The following is a 19,975-nucleotide window of genomic DNA, read 5'->3' as shown; positions in this document are numbered from 1 at the left end:
TTGTTAGTTACTAACTTTTATTAATATAATATTTGTTTTTAAGGTTATTACGTATCAGATCATTTGTCAATATTTTTTAACTAGCCGGAGCAGTGCATACGAAAAAGACCGTCACAAAAATGTGACGGTCGGGCTTGATGATAGAATAAGGACGTTGGAAGAATTGATTATTTACGATAGAGTGGATAATCAACCTCAGTTGGTACTTGAATCAACACCAGGCGGAGTGGAGCATCTGTTGATGCTTGGTAGATGGCTGTGTTGCCTTCCTCGGAGGAAAGAACGACAAAGTCACCTTTGGTTGCTGGGGTTTGGTTCTCGTTGACAGTTGCATTCTCTGCAACGCTTCCGTTCCCTTCCACTATGACGACTGCGTGAGCGTAACCAGCGGGGAGTTCTTTTGCATACGATTTTCCAGCGGGAATCGTGATGTCGCTCATCAAGGAATCTGTAACCAACTGAATGGGCGCAGACGATCCGATGATGTGTTTCACTTGCACACCATCGACATCCCCAGACGGAAACTCCTCATGATCATACTGATGGTAAGTCGGAGGTTGCTTCGTCGTTTGTGCGAGATGCGGTTCAAACCAGATTTGAAACATTTCCGTATCCTTGCCAAGTTCTTCTGCATGGTACGCGCCCGACCCGGTTTGCATGATCTGCGCGCCGCCTGTCGACACCTCTTGAAGATTCCCGAGCGTGTCACGATGTCCGACTGTCCCTGTGAGGACATACGACAAGATTTCAAAGCCGGAGTGAGGGTGCAGCGGAATTTCAAATGTCTTCAGTGATTTTGCCCATGCCCAGTAAAAAAGCGGTCCTACCCGTTTGACAACGGAGCCTTCATGAGGGAAGCCAATTGGTTTATTCTCTACGATTTCACCGTCGCCAAAATGTCCTTTTGCTTGCTCGTTCTGTGTGTAGACGCGGATTTCCATCAGATGTTCCTCCCTTAGTACGATTGCTGGCTTACGGGTTGTGAGGAGTCACCATTAAAGCAAAACGTATGCGCCTGGACCGATCAACGCCACACCAATAACAACTGCGATTAACGTCAGGTTGTATTCGAATCCGTTTTGTGTGACCCAATATCCATTTTGACCGTGTACCTTCAGAATGGCAACCAGCATTGTGAAAGCGAGCAAAATAGCACTTGGCCAGATACCTACACCTGCTGCAAACATCAGACCGCCAACGAGTTCAGACAATCCAGCGACAAAGGCCATCGCTACGCCAGGCTTCACGCCGATGGACTCCAGCCAGCCGCCTGTTCCTTTCAAACCATAACCGCCAAACCAGCCAAACAGCTTCTGCGCACCATGCCCTGCAAACGTCAAACCGATGACCAAACGAATCAATAACAATCCAGTATCCAACACTTTTCATCTCTCCTTAATTGTTTTTAATTAGTATATCTTTATTTTGAGATATTTGTCCAAAAAGGCTGGCGGGCCTTAGAAGGATTCCGCCAGTTTTACTGCTTTTTCTACACCAGCTGCAACAATCTCAGCTGCTTTGTCTTGGAATTGGTTGTGACCTTCTACGATCACTTCCGTTACATTGCTGATGCCCCAGAAGCCCAGAACAGTGCGCATGTATTTGTTAGCCAGTTCCATTTCAGCCATAGGGCCTTCGGAATATACGCCACCACGTGCGCTCAACAGAGCTACTTTTTTGTCGCCCATCAGACCAACTAGACCTTCAGCAGTGTATTTGAATGTTTTACCTGCTTGGGAGAGGTAGTCTACATACGTGTGCAGAACTGCTGGAACCGTGAAGTTCCACATAGGGAATGCGATTACTACTTTGTCAGCATCAGCAAATTGGTTCAGGTATTTGTTTACCAGGTCAGCACCTTTTTGCTCTTCAGCAGTCAGTTCGATACCGTTTCCTGCTTTCCACATAGCAGTCAGCAAGTCATTGCCATAGTAAGGGAGGTTAGCTGCGAACAGATCCAATTCTGCGATTTCATCATTTGGATGTGTTTCTCTGTATGTTTTGGTGAAAGCTTCGTACAACTTTACACTTGTAGCCTGCTCAACTGGGCGATCGTTTGCTTTAATAAAAAGTACTTTACTCATGGAAATTTTATTCCCCTTCCGTTTAGTAAGTCACTAACTTTTAATGTGTAAATCTTGATTTTAAGATTATTACGTTTAAGATCTTTTGTCAACACTTTTTTAAAATTGTGGTGGAGAGAGGGGACTGCTCATCTAATAAGAAGCCTGAGCAGTGCGTCCCAACTTTTTTAGCAGCTCGATTGCTTGACGCTGTTCTTCTGGTGTGAGACCTTCCATCGCTTTCTCAATTGCGAGTTGATGAGGAGGGAAGATTTCGGACAAAAATTGGTGCCCTTTTTCCGTGAGCTCCGCATAAATGACGCGGCGGTCTGCCGAACAGGGCTTACGAATGAGCAGTTGCTTCTTTTCGAGTTTGTCCACAACGTATGTGATGTTTCCGCTGGAGATCAATATTTTTTCGCCAATTTGCTGCAATGGTTGAGGACCTTTATGAAATAATACCTCTAGTACCCCGAATTCAGTTGGATTAAGTCCATGCTCGCGAATGTGACGATTGGAGTGAGCGGTAACCCAGTTGTATGACCTCGATAAAACTACAAAAAGATCGAGGGGATCATTTCGCAGTGGTTTGTCAGGCATATGGACCCTCCTTTTCATCGAAATCTCGATATCTCTAATTTAAGATAATCCTACATCTCGTATTCAAATTTGTCAAATTGAGATAAAAAATAAAATGAAAAACACGCCTGTACAAACAGTTGTCTTCATGATAAACTTTTGTTTGTAAACGAGCTGTGAAAGCGAAACAGAAGAAAGGAGGATGACCGTGGAAAAAGACATGCAGATCCTTCATCATATCCGGCAAAATCCTTTTATCACGCAACAGGAGCTGGCTGATCTGATTGGCATCTCACGTTCAGCGGTAGCTGGCTACATCGCACAGTTGACCAAACGCGGGGAAATCAAAGGACGGGCTTATGTACTTCGTGATGAAGGAATGATTGCTTGTATCGGTGGAGCCAACCTGGACCGCAAAGCACGCGGCAAGCAACAGGTGCGTCTACACTCATCCAATCCAGTAACGATTATGGAATCGTGTGGAGGGGTGGCACGGAATATCGCGGAGAACCTCGGTCGTCTTGGCTGCAATACGTCACTCATCACCAGCATTGGTGAGGACAAGGAAGGCGACTGGCTCCTGCAGGAGACGAAAAAGCACGGGGTGCACATCAGCCAAGTGTGGCGACTGCCTACACAGCGGACGGGAACGTATACCGCGCTTCTCGATATTGATGGCGAGATGGTTGTTTCCTTGGCGAACATGGATATTTACGATGCTCTTACACCAGAGATGTTCGCTGAGAAATGGTCCCACATTGCAGCAGCCCACGTGGTTTTCATCGATACAAACATTCCGGCGGACTGCTTGGCCTACATCATCGAACGTTGTCGGGAGGAAAACATCCTGCTCTTCGTTGACCCGGTCTCTTCCATTAAAGCTAAGAAGCTCCCACAGCAATTGGACGGAGTAGAAGCGATTTTGCCGAATCGCGAAGAAGCTGAGCTGATGGCTGGCATGAAGATCACGACGATCGAAGAATGCGCCGAGGCTTGCCGCAAGATTAGGGAACGAGGCGTCAAGCACGTTATCGTGACCTTGGGCGAAGAAGGCATTTACTATCAATCCGAGGACGTTGAGGAGCATATGTCTCCATATCCAACGGAAGTGGTAGATGTAACAGGTGCGGGAGATGCGTTCGCGTCGGGACTCTTGTATGGCATTGTAAACGGAGAGTCTTTCCAGAGAGCGTGCCGCCTTGGATTGGCAGCATCCGCTCTGACATTGCAAACAGAGCAGTCCGTATCTCCTCTATTAAAAGCAGAACAATTGGAACTGGCCGTAGAACAATTCGAAAAGGAGCGATAAGAGATGAAACAATATTTGACTTTTACTGAGGAAGTACGCCACGCACTGGAGAACAACCTGCCGGTAGTTGCTCTGGAGACGACGATTATTTCACACGGTATGCCATATCCGCAAAACATTGAAATGGCAAAAGAAGTAGAGCAAATCATTCGCGACAACGGTGCCGTACCAGCTACGATCGGGATCATGGACGGCAAAATTAAAATCGGTTTGACTGACAGCGAGCTGGAAGAGTTTGCGACGAACAAAAATGTAGCAAAAGTAAGCCGTCGCGACTTCGCTTACATTTTGGCTAGCGGTAAAATCGGTGCGACGACAGTAGCTGCTACTATGATCGCAGCTGAGATGGCTGGCATCCACATGTTTGCAACTGGCGGTATCGGCGGGGTACACCGTGAAGGCGAAATTACTTGGGACGTATCTGCTGACCTGACTGAGCTGGCGCAAACAGATGTAGCTGTAGTATGCGCAGGTGCGAAATCGATCCTCGATATCGGCCGCACACTCGAATATTTGGAAACGCAAGGTGTACCAGTTGTGGGCTACCGCACGGATGAATTCCCATCCTTCTTCGCTCGCGAAAGCGGATTTGGTGTAGACATGCGCATCGATACACCAGAAGAAGTTGGTAAGATGATGAACACCAAATGGGATCTGGGACTCAAAGGCGGTATGATTATCGCGAACCCAGTACCAGAATCTGATGCACTGAACCACCAGGAAATCGAGGCAGTGATCCAAAAAGCCCTCGCAGAAGCAAAAGAAAACAACATTGCAGGTAAACAGGTAACGCCATTCATGCTCGATAAAGTGAAAAAGCTGACAGAAGGCAAGAGCTTGGCAACGAACATCGCGCTGGTGAAACACAATGCTGAAGTAGCTGCGAAAATCGCGGTAGCTTATCAGAAAGAAGCGAATCAAGGTAAATAAGAGAACGCGAAGATCGCCCCTTTGCTCCTGGTTATACTGGGGGCTTTTTTCATGTTATGAGTGGCTGTAGTGGAGGAGGAAGAAGCGCATTTCCGTCTACGCTTCGGCCTACGCCCCAAAAGGGGGTTAAACTGTCCGCTTTGGAATAAGTGTCGGGAGCGCTTCAAAAGTAGAGTTTCGAGGATGTATTCGCAGAGGTTGAAGCTGAAAACCCCCGCCATTTATTCCAAAGCTGGGTCGGGCTCAAGAGGATTATTTAGAAGACTCCCTCAAAGGACTACTCAAAAAAATATCTTGGGTTGTAAATCTTCTCCGTATTAACCCGCAAAACATCGTTAAAACACGGCGAAAACTTCGCTGTTAAGAAATACTGCCATATGTTTGGAAGGAGACCGCCCGAACGAAGTGAGGAAAAAGGCGACTGGAAAACATGTGGCAGGGCTTCGTCCGGCACCAAGGCTAGAGGACCACCCATCCTTTCTCCCTGTGTTTTCAACACTTGAAGCCCATTTAGAAAAAAATTGAAAAAAAGTGCTTGATATACCCTGAGGGGGTATTGTATAGTAAAGGTGTGAACAGGAAACAACGTAAGGGAAACGATACGATAAAATATACCCCTAAAGGGTATTTGGAGGGATTAAAATGAGTGCCAAAACAGCAGAGGCAACAGTCGCAATCTCAGGGATGACTTGCGCAGCTTGTGCACTGCGCATCGAAAAGGGCCTGGGAAAAATGGAGGGAGTGGAGACCGCCAACGTCAATCTGGCTTTGGAAAAATCCACAGTCGTGTTCGATCCAACGAAAACGAACATCGATGACATCCGCTCCAAAATTGAATCGCTCGGCTATGGCGTCGTCACTGACAAGGTGGAGCTAAACATCTCGGGAATGACATGTGCGGCTTGCTCCACACGGATCGAAAAAGGCTTGAACAAAACAGCTGGGGTTCTGAAGGCAAACGTGAACCTGGCGATGGAAACAGCCACTGTCGAGTACGATTCATCACAGGTAAGTGTGACGGACATCATTCAAAAGGTAGAAAAGCTAGGGTATCAGGCGACTCGCAAGGAAGAAGGAAGAGAAGAAGAAAAAGTAGATCGTCGTCAGGAAGAAATCAAACGGCAGACCCGCAAGTTCTGGATTTCCGCGATTCTGTCGCTCCCACTGCTATGGTCGATGGTGAGCCACTTTTCCTTCACCTCGTTTATCTGGTTGCCTGAAATCTTGATGAATCCGTGGGTACAGCTCGCATTAGCAACACCGGTACAATTTATCATCGGAGCACAGTTTTACGTGGGAGCTTTCAAAGCCCTTCGCAACAAGAGTGCTAACATGGATGTGCTGGTTGCTCTCGGTACCTCAGCTGCTTATTTCTACAGTTTATGGGTCGCGATCAACTCCATCGGTGCTCATGGCGGACACATGCTGGAGCTATACTTTGAGACCAGTGCGGTACTGATCACGTTGATCGTCTTGGGTAAACTGTTTGAGATGAAAGCAAAGGGACGCTCTTCGGAAGCGATTCGCAAGCTGATGGGCTTGCAAGCAAAAACAGCAGTAGTCATACGGGATGGCGTCGAAATGACCATTCCTGTAGAAGAAGTGAGACTGGGCGACGTCGTTCACGTGAAACCGGGCGACAAAGTACCTGTCGATGGCATCGTCATGGAAGGACAGTCCGCAGTTGATGAGTCCATGCTGACTGGCGAAAGTATTCCGGTGGATAAAGCCGCAGGCGATACCGTCATCGGCGCCACTTTGAACAAAAACGGCTTTTTGAAGGTCCAGGCAACCAAAGTCGGAAAAGAAACGGCTCTGGCGCAAATCATTAAAGTAGTGGAAGAAGCACAAGGAACAAAAGCACCGATTCAGCGCGTAGCTGACAGCATCTCGGGGATTTTTGTCCCAATCGTAGTAGGGATTGCCATTCTTACCTTCCTGATCTGGTACTTCTTCGTTATACCTGGCAACTTCGGTGAAGCTTTGGAGAAAGCAATTGCTGTACTCGTAATCGCTTGCCCGTGCGCCCTCGGTTTGGCAACACCGACCTCGATCATGGCAGGGTCTGGACGCGCAGCTGAGTTGGGCATCCTGTTCAAAGGCGGGGAGCATCTGGAGACTGCTCACCATCTGGATACGATCGTCCTCGATAAAACAGGGACTGTAACCAAAGGCGAGCCAGAGCTGACAGACGTCATTGCCATGGATATCGAAGAACAAGAGCTACTCTCTCTGGTCGGTGCCGCTGAGAAAAACTCCGAGCACCCATTGGCTCAAGCCATCGTTCGCGGAATTACAGATAAAGGAATCACCTTGTCTGATACAGGTTCATTTGAAGCCATTCCTGGTTTCGGTATCCAGGCAACCGTCGCTGGCAAAGAAGTACTCGTCGGTACCCGCCGATTGCTGGAAAAACATCAAATTTCGTACCAAGCAGTGTCTGATACCATGCTGGCACTGGAGCGCTCCGGTAAAACGGCGATGCTCGCAGTCGTCGAAGGCAAGCTCGCTGGCTTGATTGCCGTAGCGGATACGATCAAGCCAACCTCCAAGCAAGCTGTTCAACGCATGAAAGCAATGGGATTAACTGTGATCATGATGACCGGTGACAACCGTCAAACTGCTGAGGCCATTGCCCATGAAGCAGGAATCGATCACGTCATCGCAGAAGTCCTGCCTGAAGGCAAAGCCGCAGAAGTGAAAAAACTGCAAGAACAAGGCAAAAAAGTCGCGATGGTCGGCGATGGTATCAACGATGCTCCCGCACTCGCTACCGCTGACGTTGGTATGGCAATCGGTACAGGTACAGATGTGGCTATGGAAGCAGCCGATATTACCCTGATGCGCGGCGAACTGACCAGTGTCGCAGACGCCATCGAGATGAGCAAACTCACCATCCGCAACATCAAGCAAAACCTGTTCTGGGCATTGGCCTACAACACCTTGGGCATCCCGATTGCCGCAATCGGCCTCCTCGCTCCATGGCTTGCCGGTGCCGCAATGGCCTTCAGCTCCGTATCCGTTGTACTCAACGCACTGAGATTGCAACGAGTGAAGCTGTAACAACAGTAACAAGCGGCTATGTCCGCCTTACCTATACAACATAAAATATAAGGAGAGATTGATCATGACAAATATTACATTGAACGTAGAAGGTATGTCTTGCAACAAATGCGTAGCGCGCATCGAGAACACATTGAAAGAACTGGGTGCAGAAGGCAAAGTAAACCTGTCTGAAAAGAAGGTTGAGGTTTCCTACAACGAGACCAACTTGACTCTTGATGCAGTAAAAGAAGCAATCGAAGATCAAGGCTACGACGTCGTTTAATCAACGAACCAGTACAAGTGAAAGCTCCTGCCTGATTCGTTGAGGCGGGAGCTTTTTACTATTGTGGTAGGAATAGCTGTGGTGGAGAGGAAGAAGCCCATTTCCAGTCTACGCTTCGGCCTACGCCCCGCATGGGGTTAAATTGTCCGCTCCGAAATGAATGTCGGGAGCGCTTCAAAACTGAAAACGTTACAACGATTTTGTATGTGATAAAAGCTTAAAACCCCCGCCATTCATTTCTCCGCTTGGTAGGGCTCCAGAGGCGCTAGGACTGGAAATGTTCTTCTTCCCAAGCAGCTTTTTACTACATCTTGAAAGCAGCATTCAAGCTGTCTTTTAAAAAGCATGTAGAAACTCAACAGCTCGTAGAGGAAACAGGAGAAATAAGCGAAGATCTTTGGACACACCTACCGAGGCGTAGTGAAAAAAAGAGAAACTGCCGTTAGCGTTCACCTCTGAGACGCATCCTGAACAGTCAACTTTGGACGCGGTTTCGCTTTTTTTCACGGAGCCGGGCACCTCATGCTCCCTCGCAGGTGTTCCAAGAATCTGAGTGTTTTCTCCTGTTTCCTCCCCACCCCACCAGCGAGCGAGAATAACGCACTAATCCTTTAATCGAATGAGCAACCGAGAGCTAATCCAATCCGATTCATAAAGAAAGACAAAGTCCGGTTAAAACCGTGCTAAACGAACGTTCACAATAACTGGAAGCGAGCGTATAATTCAAATCACAATCAAGCTCAAACAAGAAACAACACATACGGCCTAGTTCCGAGATTCTCGGAAGCGGGGGAACCAATCTTTTGGGGTTAATCCTGAGTGATCAGGAGGGATGAGGAAATGTCTTCTCTGCCATCCTACCCGTCAGCTAACCTCGTCGGCCAAAGCAGGGAAGGTCATGGATGGATAAAGTCTAGGCATATAATACGCAACAAGGGGATTCCTTGCGGGCGTGTGATAGGCCGATGCAGGCTTTTTCTTTGGGACCTTTGTTCTGGAGAAAAAGAATGGATCGGCCTATTTTTTTATGGAAATACCGATGAGCAGCTTACGCTATACAGACGTTATCGAACAACGTGTGATCGCTGGGAGGCAGTTGGTACGACATAAACCGCTGACAATCGAAATCAGGAAGACAGAGTACAGGGAGTCCTGAAAAGGGACGCCAGGTATTACGTAAGCCTGCGGATTTTCAACACGAGTAAAAATCAAGCGTGCCTGCTTGGTTTTGCTGAAGTGTGGAAATTTCGCGGGCTTTTTACATTTACGAAAAAACGAAGGATGAGGGATACCATGCCCAAAATGAAAGTCCATCAACTGACAAAAGTGTTCGGCAAGCAGCCCGAGCTGGCCTTGAAGCTGCTGGCGGAAGGACGTACAAAAGAACAAATTTACAAGCAAACGGGCCAGTCTATCGGGGTTAATCAGGTCAGTTTTGAAGTCGAGGAAGGTGAAATCTTCGTCATCATGGGCCTGTCCGGCAGCGGCAAATCAACCTTAATCCGACTGTGTAATCGACTGATTGACCCAACGAGCGGAAGCATCGAGATCGATGGGGAAGAGATCGTGGACATGAAGGCATCGGCTTTGCGCGAGGTACGGAGGAAGAAGCTCGGGATGGTTTTCCAAAATTTCGCCCTGTTTCCGCAGCGGACGGTACGAGAAAACGTCGAGTTCGGTTTGGAGATTCAACAAGTACCACCAGAGCTCCGGTTAGAAAAAGCACGGGAAGCGCTCGCGCTCGTTGGATTAACCGAGTGGGAAAATGCGTACCCGGATCAATTGAGCGGAGGGATGCGCCAGCGGGTCGGATTGGCGCGGGCGTTGGCTAATAATCCAGATATTCTCTTGATGGACGAAGCGTTCAGTGCACTGGACCCGCTCATTCGAAAAGATATGCAGGATGAGCTGCTGGAGCTTCAGATGACGATGAAAAAGACGATCCTATTCATTACGCATGACTTGCACGAGGCGTTGCGGCTGGGAGATCGGATTGCCTTTATGAAAGACGGGCAAATCATTCAGATCGGTCGCCCAGAAGAAATCATGGCAGACCCAGCGGATGAATTCGTACGGAAGTTCGTCGAGGATGCCGACCTGTCCAGGGTGCTCGTTGCTGAAAATGTGATGAAACGGGCAGAAGCAATCACACCTGACAAAGGGGCGCGAGTGGCGCTGCAACTCATGATGGATAACGGCGTGTCGAGCTTGTACGTCGTGGACAAAAAGCGCACACTGCTCGGCTTGATTACGGCGTATGACGTATCACTCGCGATCAGTACGGGAGATTCACTGGAGACGATTATGAAAACCGACCTCCCTACTGTTTCACCTGACGCACGTCTGCACAGTTTGTTCCCGATGATGGCAGACCTGCACGTTCCGATTGCGGTAGTGGGCGAGCAACAGCGTTTGCTGGGTGTCATCGTAAAAGGAGCGGTGCTAGGCGGGCTAGTAGGCAAAGTCAATGTCCAAGAACACCAGAGAGCAGAGGTGATGAGTGATGGACGTCGTGCCTAAGCTGCCGATTGGCCAATGGATGGAAGGCTTCGTGGAGGTGCTGGGCCAGTACAAGGGGGTATTGTTTGATCCAGTGTCTATCGTCATTTCCACGATGGTGACATACTGTTCCACGGTTTTGGCAGAGATACCTTCGCTGATTCTTATCTTGCTGCTGGGGGCCGCTACGTGGGTTTTTGCAGGGAGAGCGTCCATGGTCTTTACGGTTATCGGACTTTCTTTCATTCACAACTTGGGGTACTGGGATGAAACGATGGAGACATTGGGACTCGTCCTCACTTCCACGATTATTTCGATCGCTATCGGGATTCCAGTTGGCATTCTTTGCGCGAGACACGATACGTTTCGCAATCTGGTCACGCCAGTACTCGATTTGATGCAGACAATGCCAGCGTTCGTTTACTTGATTCCCGCGATCTTTTTCTTCGGCTTGGGCGAGGTGCCGGGAGTGATTGCCTCCGTTATTTTTGCTTTGCCGCCAATCGTGCGTCTCACGAACTTAGGTATACGCCAGGTCCCAGCGGAAATGGAGGAAGCAGCGGACGCCTTTGGAGCAACTGGCTGGCAAAAGCTTGTGAAAGTGCAACTGCCGTATGCGAAATCGACGATCTTGGCGGGAGTCAATCAGTGCATCATGCTCGCCCTGTCGATGGTGGTCATAGCGGCTATGATCGGGGCGAAAGGCTTGGGTGCAGATGTATATCGCGCCGTTTCGCAAGTGGATATAGGAAGAGGATTCGAGGCGGGGCTATCCATCGTGATTATCGCTATCGTCTTGGATCGACTTACTCAACATGCAGGAAAAAAGGAGAGAAATACATGATGAACAAAACGGTTCCGGCTTTACTGGCAGTGATGATGGGAGCGACAGCTTGGCTTGCAGGCTGCTCCAGTCAAAACACAAACACACAAGTACCGACAGCAACGGTGATCGATCCTATTCCTTCTGAGATGTCGGACAACGCGCTAGGAGAAAAGCTCGACTACAAAATCATCGGAATCGACGCAGGAGCAGGCTCGATGGTGAAGACAGAGGAAGTCATGAACCTGTATGGCTTGGATAAATGGCAGCTTGTCGAAGGCTCCGATGCAGCGATGACAGCAGCTTTGATCAAGGCGTACGAAGCCAAGGAACCGATTATCATTACGGGCTGGACGCCGCATTGGATGTTTAAAAAGATGGATCTGAAATATTTGGCGGACCCGAAGAATGGCTTTGGTGGAGCGGAACAAATCCATACCATCGTGCGCAAAGGGCTGAAAGAGGATCAGCCTGCTGCCTATCAGTTTCTGGATAAGTTCTCGTGGGAGCCAGCCGATATGGAGTCAGTCATGGTCCAAATGATTGACGGAAAAGATCCGGAAGTGGCCGCTGCGGAATGGGTAAAAAACAACGAAGCCAAAGTAGCGAAATGGGTGGAGGGCATACAGCCTGTCCAAAAAGAGAAGCTGACGCTCGCTTATGTAGCATGGGATTCCGAGATTGCCAGCTCGCACGTCGTAGAGCATGTGCTGGAGCAGAAGCTGGGGTATGAAGTCGAATTGAGTCAGGTCCAGACTGGACCGATGTGGGCAGGTGTGGCCATTGGGGATGTAGATGGGATGGTTGCGGCTTGGCTGCCGTCTACAGATACGAGTTATTTGAAAAAATTTGGTGGGCAAATCGAGGATTTGGGTCCGAATCTCGAAGGAACCAAAATCGGACTCGTGGTTCCTTCGTACATGAACATCTCGTCCATTGAGGATCTCCAATAAGGGAAAGGGAGGCGGTGCTATGAAGCATTATCTCGTAATGGGCAAGGGGGAAGCTTTCACTTCTTTTATCCAGACACTATGCTGTGACAGTTTGCCTGCTTTTTGGGGAAGGAATCCCGGTGCCTTTTCATTGACAGCGGGGCCTGGAGACAAGACGATTCAGCGTTTTTTGCCCATCTCATTTGACGAATGCTACCGCGATCAGGAATCCTTGCTACTCTACTATTCTGTCTACATTTTTCCCGATGAGTGGGCGGAGGGGCGCGACTTCGTTACCTTGTTCAAGCAGCTGGGCACCTGCCGGATTTTTGTGATGACGCAGGAGCATCGGAACGCGATGCTATACAAGGCGCTCGGGGCAAATCACGTTATCGTGAGCCAGCCCGGGTATAAAGGCTACGGCTGGTTGGCTGAACAGATGAGTGGGTAAGAGAGGAATAGAAAAGGCTCCGCCTGCAAATGAAGGCGGAGCCGTGCTTCGTAAAATTAGCCCAACATTTTTTCGAGGTCCTTGTCCAATACATAAACCTCGATCCGTTCACCCATTTTCGTACTGATGTCACTATGACTCGATAGTACCTTGCAGCTTGTCAGCTTTTCTACGATTTCTTCCGATTCTTCGCTGTACATCTCACGGAGAACCTCGCGCATTTCTTTGACGATGCGGCGGCCTTTATCGTGACTGGACAGATGCTTTTCTTCGACGGTGAGAACACCTTTGAACCTGACGATGACCATATCACCGACAATGTAGGTCTTCGCTTCCTGTGGACCTCGTCCAATCAGATCGCGTTGAAATTTTATGAATGCTTCGCTGATTTCTGCTTCCAGCTTTTTTTTGTTAGAGATGGCCAAACGCCATACCTCCCATAATTTATCATTGTGCCTAATATTACTCAGCCGTCTTGGGGCTGTCAACCTACGAAAAAAGAGGGGGAAAACAATCCTGTGGTGATCGTCTCCATTTTTGCTGTTGGTATTTTTCTCTATTTGATCTATGCGTTATTACATGTGGAGGAGCTATGAAACAATTGATAGGAAAGGCCCTGCTTGATAGTTTTCGCAAGCTGAATCCGCTGGTCATGAAATCGAATCCCGTGCTGTTTGTCGTAGAGCTCGGGACGGTTCTGATTTTGCTGATGCTGTTGTTTCCGAAGTATTTTGGTACGGAGAATCAGGTAGGGTGGAATACAGTCGTTTTTTCCGTTTTATTATTCACGGTGTTGTTCGCGAATTTTGCTGAGGCATTGGCAGAGGGACGCGGGAAAGCACAAGCAGATACATTGCGGCGAGCCAAGCGGGATACGGAGGCCAAGCGACTCAAAGCCGATGGCAGTGTGCAGGTTATTTCATCTGGCGAACTGCGCAAAGGTGATCGGGTCTTGGTCGAAACAGGAGATATCATCCCAGGAGATGGTGACATTATCGATGGCTTGGCCTCCATTGATGAATCTGCGATCACGGGCGAATCGGCTCCGGTCATCAAAAGGGCGGGTAGTGACCAGACGTCTGTAACGGGTGGGACACGTGTCATTAGTGACTCTATCATCGTGAAAATTACGACGAACCCCGGGGACTCTTTTTTGGATCGGATGATTATGCTCATTGAAGGGGCCAAACGTCAAAAAGCACCGAATGAAATTGCTTTAAATACAGTGCTTATCGTCTTCACGCTTATTTTTTTGATCGTCGTTGTCACGCTGGTTCCAATTGCGTCGTATGTGGGTATCGAGCTGGATATCTCCGTCTTGGTCGTTTTGCTCGTGTGTCTCATTCCGACCACGATTGGTGGCTTGTTATCGGCCATTGGCATTGCGGGAATGGATCGTGTCACCCGCTTTGGTGTCATCGCGATGTCGGGTAAGGCAGTAGAAGCGGCTGGTGATGTCAACACGATCATTTTGGACAAGACAGGCACGATCACGTACGGAAACCGACTGGCGGCAGAATTCGTTCCCGTAGCGGGAGTCGACCAGAAGGAGCTGATGGAAGTCGCTGTGCTCACTTCGCTGTTCGATGATACGCCAGAAGGAAGCTCCGTCATGATGCTCGCGCAAGCAAACCAGGTTATCTGCGATGTCAAAGCGTATGAAGGAGAGATCATCCCGTTTACTGCCGAGGAGCGCATGAGCGGTTTGAATTACAAAGGCGTCCACTATCGAAAAGGAGCAGTTAGCGCCATTAGTGCCTATGTCAGGGAGCACGGTGGCATGGCTCCGCCAGATCTTGAAGAAAAGAGCGCGCGAATCTCGCTACAAGGCGGTACTCCGCTCGCTGTATGCAAGGACAGTCAGGTTCTTGGCCTGATTTACTTGAAGGATACGGTGAAGCCGGGGATTCGCGAGCGTTTTGAAGAATTGCGGAGCATGGGCATCAGAACCGTGATGTGCACAGGCGATAATCCACTGACAGCGGCTACCATCGCCAAAGAAGCAGGAGTAGATGACTTCATCGCAGAGAGCAAGCCCGAGGACAAAATCAGAATCGTCAGGGAAGAACAGGCACAAGGGAAAATGGTTGCGATGACCGGAGATGGCACGAATGATGCGCCAGCACTGGCTCAAGCCGATGTAGGCATCGCGATGAACAGCGGGACAACGGCTGCGAAGGAAGCGGCCAACATGGTCGATCTCGATTCAGACCCGACGAAGATTCTGCAGGTCATTTCCATCGGGAAGCAACTTCTCATGACTCGCGGCGCATTGACGACCTTTAGTATCGCGAACGACTTTTCCAAGTATTTTGCGATCATCCCTGCAATGCTGGTCGAGCAAGTACCCGAGATGCAGCTTTTGAACATCATGAACCTGCAGTCTCCGTCCAGTGCTGTTCTATCCGCACTTTTATTCAATGCGATCATTATCCCTCTGTTAATCCCGCTGGCTTTGCGAGGAGTGCGCTATGTGCCGATGAATGCGAACCAGCTTCTCGTCCGGAACTTGTTGATTTACGGCGTAGGAGGAATCATTTTTCCTTTTATCGGAATCAAGCTGATTGATATGGGACTGCAACTGTTTTGGTAACCAAACAGCTATGAATGACATACGGAGGTGTACTCACGTGAACGTATCGTTGCGTTCCAAAATCATGTGCGGCTTTGTCGCCGCGGCCCTTCTAATCGGAGTGCTGGGGCAGCTCTATTACACAAAGCTGGTTGAAATCAATGCGCGCTATGATGCCAGTGTGGAACTTGGAGAAGAAGCAATCAGGCAAGTAGAAAAGAGTGTGCTTGAGGAGCTTTCCTACATTTATGTGACGAGTGTTGGGATGTTTGCTTTGATCATCGGATTGGGCTGGATCATTTCCGGAAAAATTAGCCGATCCATTCGTGTCATTGCCGATGCGACAGAAACAATGGCGGCAGGAGATTTGACAGGAGCAGAGATTCAGATCGCCACGCAGGATGAGGTGGGTCAGGTAGCGCAAGCGATTAACCAGATGGCCCGTAATTTACGTAATTTGATCGGGCAAATCAGTACGGGAGCGGATCATGTAGCGAATGCTTCCGAGGAACTGGCGACGAATGCCTTGCAAGCAACGGAAAACAGCCGATCGGTTGTCGCAGCCATGCAAGAGCTGGTAGATGGCGCTGGAGAGCAAATGAAAGGCTCCGATCAAACCGTCGATTCGATGGAACGCGTAGAAGAAGCTGTGAAGCAAATGGAGGAGTACGCGCAGCATGTCTTCGGATCAGCCACAAGTGCCTCTGCGGCGGCCGAAACAGGAACGGAAGTCATCGCGAAAACCGTGCAGCAGATGGCAGACATTGCGGCTGCTTTTACCACGACAGAGAAAGCTGTGACGCAGCTGGGCACGCGATCAAGGGAGATTGAAGCGTGTGTAGCTATCATTAAGGCGATGGCGAATCAGACGAATCTTTTGGCGATCAATGCCGCGATTGAAGCGGCACGAGCGGGAGCGTCAGGCAAAGGCTTCGCCGTCGTAGCCGGGGAGGTGAGAAAGCTCGTAGATCAATCCAGACAAGCGGCGGAGCAGATTGCCGACATGCTCGAACAGATGCGACAGGACGTTGCCCGGGCAGTAGGGTCCATCGAAGAGGGAAATACAGAGGTCGCTTCTGGCGTGACGGTCGTAAAGGAAGCAGGGGATGCTTTTGCAAAAATTAGTCTGGCTGTCCAGCGAGTATCCATGCACATTAACCAAGTCGCGACAGGTCTGGATCATACCTCGGGCAAAACGGTGACGGTGACCGCTCAAATGGGTCAGCTGGCACAAATCGCGAAGGTGGCGTCTGAGCGGGCTGATCAAGTGGCACAAGCGGCCTATCAGCAAAACAGTGCGGTGGAGGCGTTTCGTGAGTGCATTGATTCACTCAGCAAGCTGGCGCACCAGCAAAAAAGTTTAATTCGCAGATTCAAGACATAGGTGATGGGTATGGGACTATGGCTAGAGCAGCAACGGATCGAGAGGCAGAAACAAATAGCGCTAAAGCTGGCTGCTGCGGTTGCCACGCTCATGCTTGTCATCGTCTTGTTGCTGCTCTTCTTGACGGAGGAAACGCGAGGAGGTGTATGGCTGGCCGGATTAGCGCCTATCTTGATCATCATGGCTATCTGCTATCGCATGGCGCTGAGGTATGCCTGTGATACGCATCAGCTGGAACAAACGTATTGGGAGAACGAGGAAAGGAAGATTCGCTCGATATTGGAGAGCATCAAAGACGGTTATTACGAATTGGACGAGCGAGGTCGGTTTCTCGCTGTGAATCCTGCACTCTCTGAAATACTTGGAGCACCTGCGTATGCTTTGTTGGGAGCAAGCTATCAGGAGTACGTGGGCAAGCAAGATGCCCTGAAGCTAAAGCACGCGTTTCGGTGGGTGTCGCATACCGGGACGCCTGTCCAGCAAATTGACTGGGCGTTTGTCCAGCGTGACGGTCAGAGGCGCTTAGTGGAGGGCTCCATTGTGAAAATCAGCGAAAAATCGGGTGGTATCACGGGGCTGCGCGGGATTATCCGCGACGTGACGGATCGCAGGCAGGCAGAGCAGACAATCAATCACATGGCGTACTACGATGCGCTGACTGATTTGCCGAACCGTCGACTTTTCGAGGCGGAGCTGACAATTGCGCTATCCCAGGCGAAGCAGCAAGGGCAGATGATGGCGATCTTGTTTTTTGATTTGGATCGTTTTAAATACATCAACGACTCCTTGGGGCATTATTTCGGGGACTGCTTGCTCCAGTCGCTCTCTCATCGATTAAAGGAAAATGTCGGCTCGGCAGGCATATTGGCTCGCATGGGCGGGGATGAGTTTACGATGATTTTCCCTGCGATTGCTGACGAGATAGAGGTGATTGCGTTGGCGGATCGGATCATTGCGTCCTTGCAGTCGCCGCTTCAGGTGGAGGATCGGGAATGCATTGTCACGACAAGTATCGGGATCAGTATTTTCCCGAGAGATGGAGAGGATACGCAAACCCTCATGAAGCATGCGGATGCCGCTATGTACAGTGCCAAAGAAAAGGGGAGGAATCGGTACAACCTGTATTCGTCTACGATGAGCCTTCAGGCGGCGGAACGGCTGGCAGTCGAGCAGGAGCTGCGCAAGGCGTTGGAGCGCAATGAGTTTTGCCTGCATTATCAACCGCAGCTTGATTGCAAAACGAATCAGGTGGTCGGAGTGGAGGCTCTGCTCAGGTGGCGGCATCCTGAATGGGGCATGGTCTCGCCAGCCGAATTTATCCCCTTGGCGGAAGAGACTGGCTTGATTGTACCCATTGGGGAATGGGTGCTTCGAACGGCTTGTCAGCAAAACAAAGCATGGGCAGAAGCAGGCTATCCTCCCTTGCGTATAGCGGTGAATCTATCAGCCCGCCAATTTCAGCAGGAGAATTTGGTTGGCATGATCAAACAGGTGCTCCAAGAAACGCGGATGCAACCGCAATTTCTGGAGCTAGAGATTACAGAAAGTGCCGTCATGCAAAACGCCACGCGGTTCATCGGAATCCTGCATGAGCTGAAAAATCTAGGGATATGGCTGTCCATCGACGATTTTGGGACAGGCTACTCCTCGCTAAGCTACTTGCGTGATTTTCCCATTAACCGCTTGAAGATCGATCGGTCGTTTGTGAATGATATTACAGAAAACGAAGATGCTGTCATCGCCAAGTCGATCATAGCCATGGCGCACAGCTTGCAAATGAACGTACTGGCTGAGGGGGTGGAAAACGAAGTTCAGCTGGCCTTTTTGCGTGAGCAGCAGTGTGATGAAATGCAGGGCTACTACTGTAGTAAGCCGTTACCTTCGGAGCAATTGGAAGAATGGATGCAACAATTAGGCACGACTGCTCTCGCGGTATGGGGAAAATAAAATGAAAAAAGGAGAGAAACGATGAAATATCATGATCGGATGAGGCCTGATAGGTTTAAATCGCTTACACGGATAAAGAACGCAAAAATCGTGTGAAAAAGACTGAAATAGGACATTAACATCCGATTATGCCGGACGTATAATGAGACTCGTAACCAACAATTGCAAATATGGCCAAATCCCGAGGCACTCGGGAACGGAGGACCCAATCAGTAGGGGTTAATCCCACGCATGAATCGTGGGAGGGATGAGAAACTCTTTCGCCATCCTACCCGTCAGCTAACTTCGTCGGCTAAAGCGAGGGAGGTCTAAAGACCGCCTGTTTGAGGAGGCCTTTTTGTTATCCATTGAGGGACGACAAGGGTTGACTCGAAACGTAATGCAGGTCTTTTCGTTTTGCTCAAAAACGGCCAATGACCGTTTTTACTTACAAGTAAATAGCTGTTTTCGGAAAAAGGAAACGGGAGACAAAACGCAAAGAAGGCAACTTCAAGTCGGCTGGGCGTTAGGTAGACCAATGAGTACTTTTTCTCCGATACAAAGGATTGTTTTATTTGCCGCGGGAAGCGGGCGACTTCGTTCGTCTGATTATCTTCAGCTCGGTTAAATGTGACGATCTTTCGGGGAAATCGTAAGCATTGGTCTATTTTTTTCCCAAATGGCAGGTTTTTTCAAAAAAATGTGTGTTCAAAAAGTTGGCTTTTCAGCACCGAGAAAGTGGCGAGAACCTGATGAAGGAGGAGCGGAGTGTAGGGGACCTACATGAGCACCGGACTTTGAAGGTGAACGACACTTTCGATGTCGCATAAGCCCTCAGGACTACTTCGTGATCAAAAGACAACTTTTTGAACTACCTTTACAAGGAAGCCTGTACAGAGGGAAGCGAGAGAGACGATCCGACCAGACTTCACGGAATAGTTAGTACGGAAAAAAGGAGGGACATTGCATGGACGTGGTTTCCATACTGCTCTTGGCGCTTTCATTCGGTGTATTTTTTGCACTCATCAAGTTTTGTGACGCCGTGGTAAGAGAACAGGGAGGGAAAGAGAAATGATCTGGTTGCTGCTGATTGTGGCAGGGCTTGCGATGTACCTGTGCCACGCATTGATTTACCCGGAAAAATACTAGGGGTTATCCGAGGCATTCGTTTATTTGGAA

At 49.3% G+C, this 19,975-nt stretch carries 17 protein-coding genes and 2 riboswitches; of the genes, 12 read left to right on the top strand and 5 right to left on the bottom strand.

What is annotated here, in order from left to right; all coding sequences use genetic code 11:
* Nucleotides 1–167 precede the first annotated feature (167 nt).
* The 4 genes from ACQ5DJ_RS22005 to ACQ5DJ_RS21990 all read right to left on the bottom strand — a co-directional run bounded on the left by ACQ5DJ_RS22005 (nucleotide 168) and on the right by ACQ5DJ_RS21990 (nucleotide 2,663).
* On the bottom strand, nucleotides 168–941 hold the full coding sequence (locus ACQ5DJ_RS22005) for a pirin family protein (RefSeq protein ID WP_429844320.1): 774 nt from the start codon (nucleotides 939–941) through the stop codon (nucleotides 168–170).
* A gap of 54 nt (nucleotides 942–995) precedes the next feature.
* Nucleotides 996–1,382, bottom strand: a complete 387-nt coding sequence (locus ACQ5DJ_RS22000) for a DoxX family protein (RefSeq protein ID WP_429844319.1) — start codon at nucleotides 1,380–1,382, stop codon at nucleotides 996–998.
* A gap of 75 nt (nucleotides 1,383–1,457) precedes the next feature.
* Nucleotides 1,458–2,084 (bottom strand): FMN-dependent NADH-azoreductase, encoded by a 627-nt coding sequence (locus ACQ5DJ_RS21995; RefSeq protein WP_429844318.1) that lies wholly within the window; start codon nucleotides 2,082–2,084, stop codon nucleotides 1,458–1,460.
* A gap of 132 nt (nucleotides 2,085–2,216) precedes the next feature.
* Complete coding sequence (locus tag ACQ5DJ_RS21990) at nucleotides 2,217–2,663, bottom strand: MarR family winged helix-turn-helix transcriptional regulator (protein WP_429844317.1); 447 nt, start codon at nucleotides 2,661–2,663, stop codon at nucleotides 2,217–2,219.
* Nucleotides 2,664–2,850: 187 nt separating this feature from the next.
* Here ACQ5DJ_RS21990 and ACQ5DJ_RS21985 point away from each other — a divergent pair, with 187 nt between their 5' ends.
* From ACQ5DJ_RS21985 to ACQ5DJ_RS21950, 8 genes are all read left to right on the top strand, one after another.
* Nucleotides 2,851–3,951 carry a carbohydrate kinase gene (locus tag ACQ5DJ_RS21985; RefSeq protein WP_376898797.1) on the top strand — a complete coding sequence of 367 codons (1,101 nt, stop codon included), beginning with the start codon at nucleotides 2,851–2,853 and terminating at the stop codon, nucleotides 3,949–3,951.
* A gap of 3 nt (nucleotides 3,952–3,954) precedes the next feature.
* Nucleotides 3,955–4,881: a pseudouridine-5'-phosphate glycosidase gene (locus tag ACQ5DJ_RS21980; protein WP_017247167.1), complete on the top strand. Its 927-nt coding sequence runs from the start codon at nucleotides 3,955–3,957 to the stop codon at nucleotides 4,879–4,881.
* 642 nt (nucleotides 4,882–5,523) lie between these two features.
* Nucleotides 5,524–7,944, top strand: a complete 2,421-nt coding sequence (locus ACQ5DJ_RS21975; protein WP_429844316.1) for a heavy metal translocating P-type ATPase — start codon at nucleotides 5,524–5,526, stop codon at nucleotides 7,942–7,944.
* Between the two features lie 64 nt (nucleotides 7,945–8,008).
* The gene (locus ACQ5DJ_RS21970) at nucleotides 8,009–8,209 is read left to right on the top strand and encodes a copper ion binding protein (RefSeq protein ID WP_429844315.1); all 201 of its coding nucleotides are present in this window, start codon (nucleotides 8,009–8,011) and stop codon (nucleotides 8,207–8,209) included.
* Nucleotides 8,210–8,961: 752 nt separating this feature from the next.
* Nucleotides 8,962–9,108: riboswitch (cyclic di-AMP (ydaO/yuaA leader) on the top strand.
* Nucleotides 9,109–9,502: 394 nt separating this feature from the next.
* Entirely contained in the window at nucleotides 9,503–10,729 is a 1,227-nt protein-coding gene (locus ACQ5DJ_RS21965; RefSeq protein WP_429844314.1) for a quaternary amine ABC transporter ATP-binding protein, read from the top strand.
* Entirely contained in the window at nucleotides 10,713–11,552 is an 840-nt protein-coding gene (locus tag ACQ5DJ_RS21960) for an ABC transporter permease (RefSeq protein ID WP_429844313.1), read from the top strand. Before ACQ5DJ_RS21965 ends, ACQ5DJ_RS21960 begins: the two co-directional genes overlap by 17 nt.
* Nucleotides 11,549–12,484 carry a glycine betaine ABC transporter substrate-binding protein gene (locus tag ACQ5DJ_RS21955; protein ID WP_429844312.1) on the top strand — a complete coding sequence of 312 codons (936 nt, stop codon included), beginning with the start codon at nucleotides 11,549–11,551 and terminating at the stop codon, nucleotides 12,482–12,484. The genes ACQ5DJ_RS21960 and ACQ5DJ_RS21955 overlap by 4 nt, the downstream gene beginning before the upstream one ends.
* A gap of 19 nt (nucleotides 12,485–12,503) precedes the next feature.
* A complete protein-coding gene (locus tag ACQ5DJ_RS21950; protein ID WP_429844311.1) occupies nucleotides 12,504–12,914 on the top strand; it encodes a hypothetical protein in 411 nt (136 codons plus the stop codon).
* 56 nt (nucleotides 12,915–12,970) lie between these two features.
* On the opposite strand, the gene ACQ5DJ_RS21945 is transcribed toward ACQ5DJ_RS21950, so the two are convergent.
* Complete coding sequence (locus ACQ5DJ_RS21945) at nucleotides 12,971–13,339, bottom strand: DUF2294 domain-containing protein (RefSeq protein WP_048036120.1); 369 nt, start codon at nucleotides 13,337–13,339, stop codon at nucleotides 12,971–12,973.
* Nucleotides 13,340–13,506: 167 nt separating this feature from the next.
* Here ACQ5DJ_RS21945 and kdpB point away from each other — a divergent pair, with 167 nt between their 5' ends.
* The 4 genes from kdpB (at nucleotide 13,507) to kdpF (ending at nucleotide 19,945) form a co-directional block, all read left to right on the top strand.
* Nucleotides 13,507–15,507 (top strand): potassium-transporting ATPase subunit KdpB, encoded by a 2,001-nt coding sequence (gene kdpB / locus ACQ5DJ_RS21940; RefSeq protein WP_429844310.1) that lies wholly within the window; start codon nucleotides 13,507–13,509, stop codon nucleotides 15,505–15,507.
* A 37-nt stretch (nucleotides 15,508–15,544) separates the two neighbouring features.
* Nucleotides 15,545–16,870, top strand: a complete 1,326-nt coding sequence (locus ACQ5DJ_RS21935) for a methyl-accepting chemotaxis protein (protein ID WP_429844309.1) — start codon at nucleotides 15,545–15,547, stop codon at nucleotides 16,868–16,870.
* A gap of 9 nt (nucleotides 16,871–16,879) precedes the next feature.
* On the top strand, nucleotides 16,880–18,817 hold the full coding sequence (locus ACQ5DJ_RS21930; protein ID WP_429844308.1) for a putative bifunctional diguanylate cyclase/phosphodiesterase: 1,938 nt from the start codon (nucleotides 16,880–16,882) through the stop codon (nucleotides 18,815–18,817).
* 162 nt (nucleotides 18,818–18,979) lie between these two features.
* Nucleotides 18,980–19,126: riboswitch (cyclic di-AMP (ydaO/yuaA leader) on the top strand.
* A gap of 741 nt (nucleotides 19,127–19,867) precedes the next feature.
* Nucleotides 19,868–19,945, top strand: a complete 78-nt coding sequence (gene kdpF, locus ACQ5DJ_RS21925; protein WP_111914364.1) for a K(+)-transporting ATPase subunit F — start codon at nucleotides 19,868–19,870, stop codon at nucleotides 19,943–19,945.
* Nucleotides 19,946–19,975 lie beyond the last annotated feature (30 nt).

The organism is Brevibacillus sp. FIR094, assembly GCF_050477165.1.
Taxonomy (GTDB): domain Bacteria; phylum Bacillota; class Bacilli; order Brevibacillales; family Brevibacillaceae; genus Brevibacillus.
The sequence above is the reverse complement of the archived record's forward strand: the minus strand, read 5'-3'. Positions and strand labels throughout refer to the sequence as shown.

Excerpts from the sequence above, each read along its gene's own strand:
- kdpB (WP_429844310.1), top strand. The coding sequence starts at position 13,507 with ATGAAACAATTGATAGGAAAGGCCCTGCTTGATAGTTTTCGCAAGCTG.
- ACQ5DJ_RS22005 (WP_429844320.1), bottom strand. The coding sequence starts at position 941 with ATGGAAATCCGCGTCTACACACAGAACGAGCAAGCAAAAGGACATTTT.
- ACQ5DJ_RS21995 (WP_429844318.1), bottom strand. The coding sequence starts at position 2,084 with ATGAGTAAAGTACTTTTTATTAAAGCAAACGATCGCCCAGTTGAGCAG.
- ACQ5DJ_RS21930 (WP_429844308.1), top strand. The coding sequence starts at position 16,880 with ATGGGACTATGGCTAGAGCAGCAACGGATCGAGAGGCAGAAACAAATA.
- ACQ5DJ_RS21955 (WP_429844312.1), top strand. The coding sequence starts at position 11,549 with ATGATGAACAAAACGGTTCCGGCTTTACTGGCAGTGATGATGGGAGCG.
- ACQ5DJ_RS21980 (WP_017247167.1), top strand. The coding sequence starts at position 3,955 with ATGAAACAATATTTGACTTTTACTGAGGAAGTACGCCACGCACTGGAG.
- ACQ5DJ_RS21950 (WP_429844311.1), top strand. The coding sequence starts at position 12,504 with ATGAAGCATTATCTCGTAATGGGCAAGGGGGAAGCTTTCACTTCTTTT.
- kdpF (WP_111914364.1), top strand. The coding sequence starts at position 19,868 with ATGATCTGGTTGCTGCTGATTGTGGCAGGGCTTGCGATGTACCTGTGC.
- ACQ5DJ_RS21990 (WP_429844317.1), bottom strand. The coding sequence starts at position 2,663 with ATGCCTGACAAACCACTGCGAAATGATCCCCTCGATCTTTTTGTAGTT.
- ACQ5DJ_RS21975 (WP_429844316.1), top strand. The coding sequence starts at position 5,524 with ATGAGTGCCAAAACAGCAGAGGCAACAGTCGCAATCTCAGGGATGACT.
- ACQ5DJ_RS21970 (WP_429844315.1), top strand. The coding sequence starts at position 8,009 with ATGACAAATATTACATTGAACGTAGAAGGTATGTCTTGCAACAAATGC.
- ACQ5DJ_RS21965 (WP_429844314.1), top strand. The coding sequence starts at position 9,503 with ATGCCCAAAATGAAAGTCCATCAACTGACAAAAGTGTTCGGCAAGCAG.
- ACQ5DJ_RS21960 (WP_429844313.1), top strand. The coding sequence starts at position 10,713 with ATGGACGTCGTGCCTAAGCTGCCGATTGGCCAATGGATGGAAGGCTTC.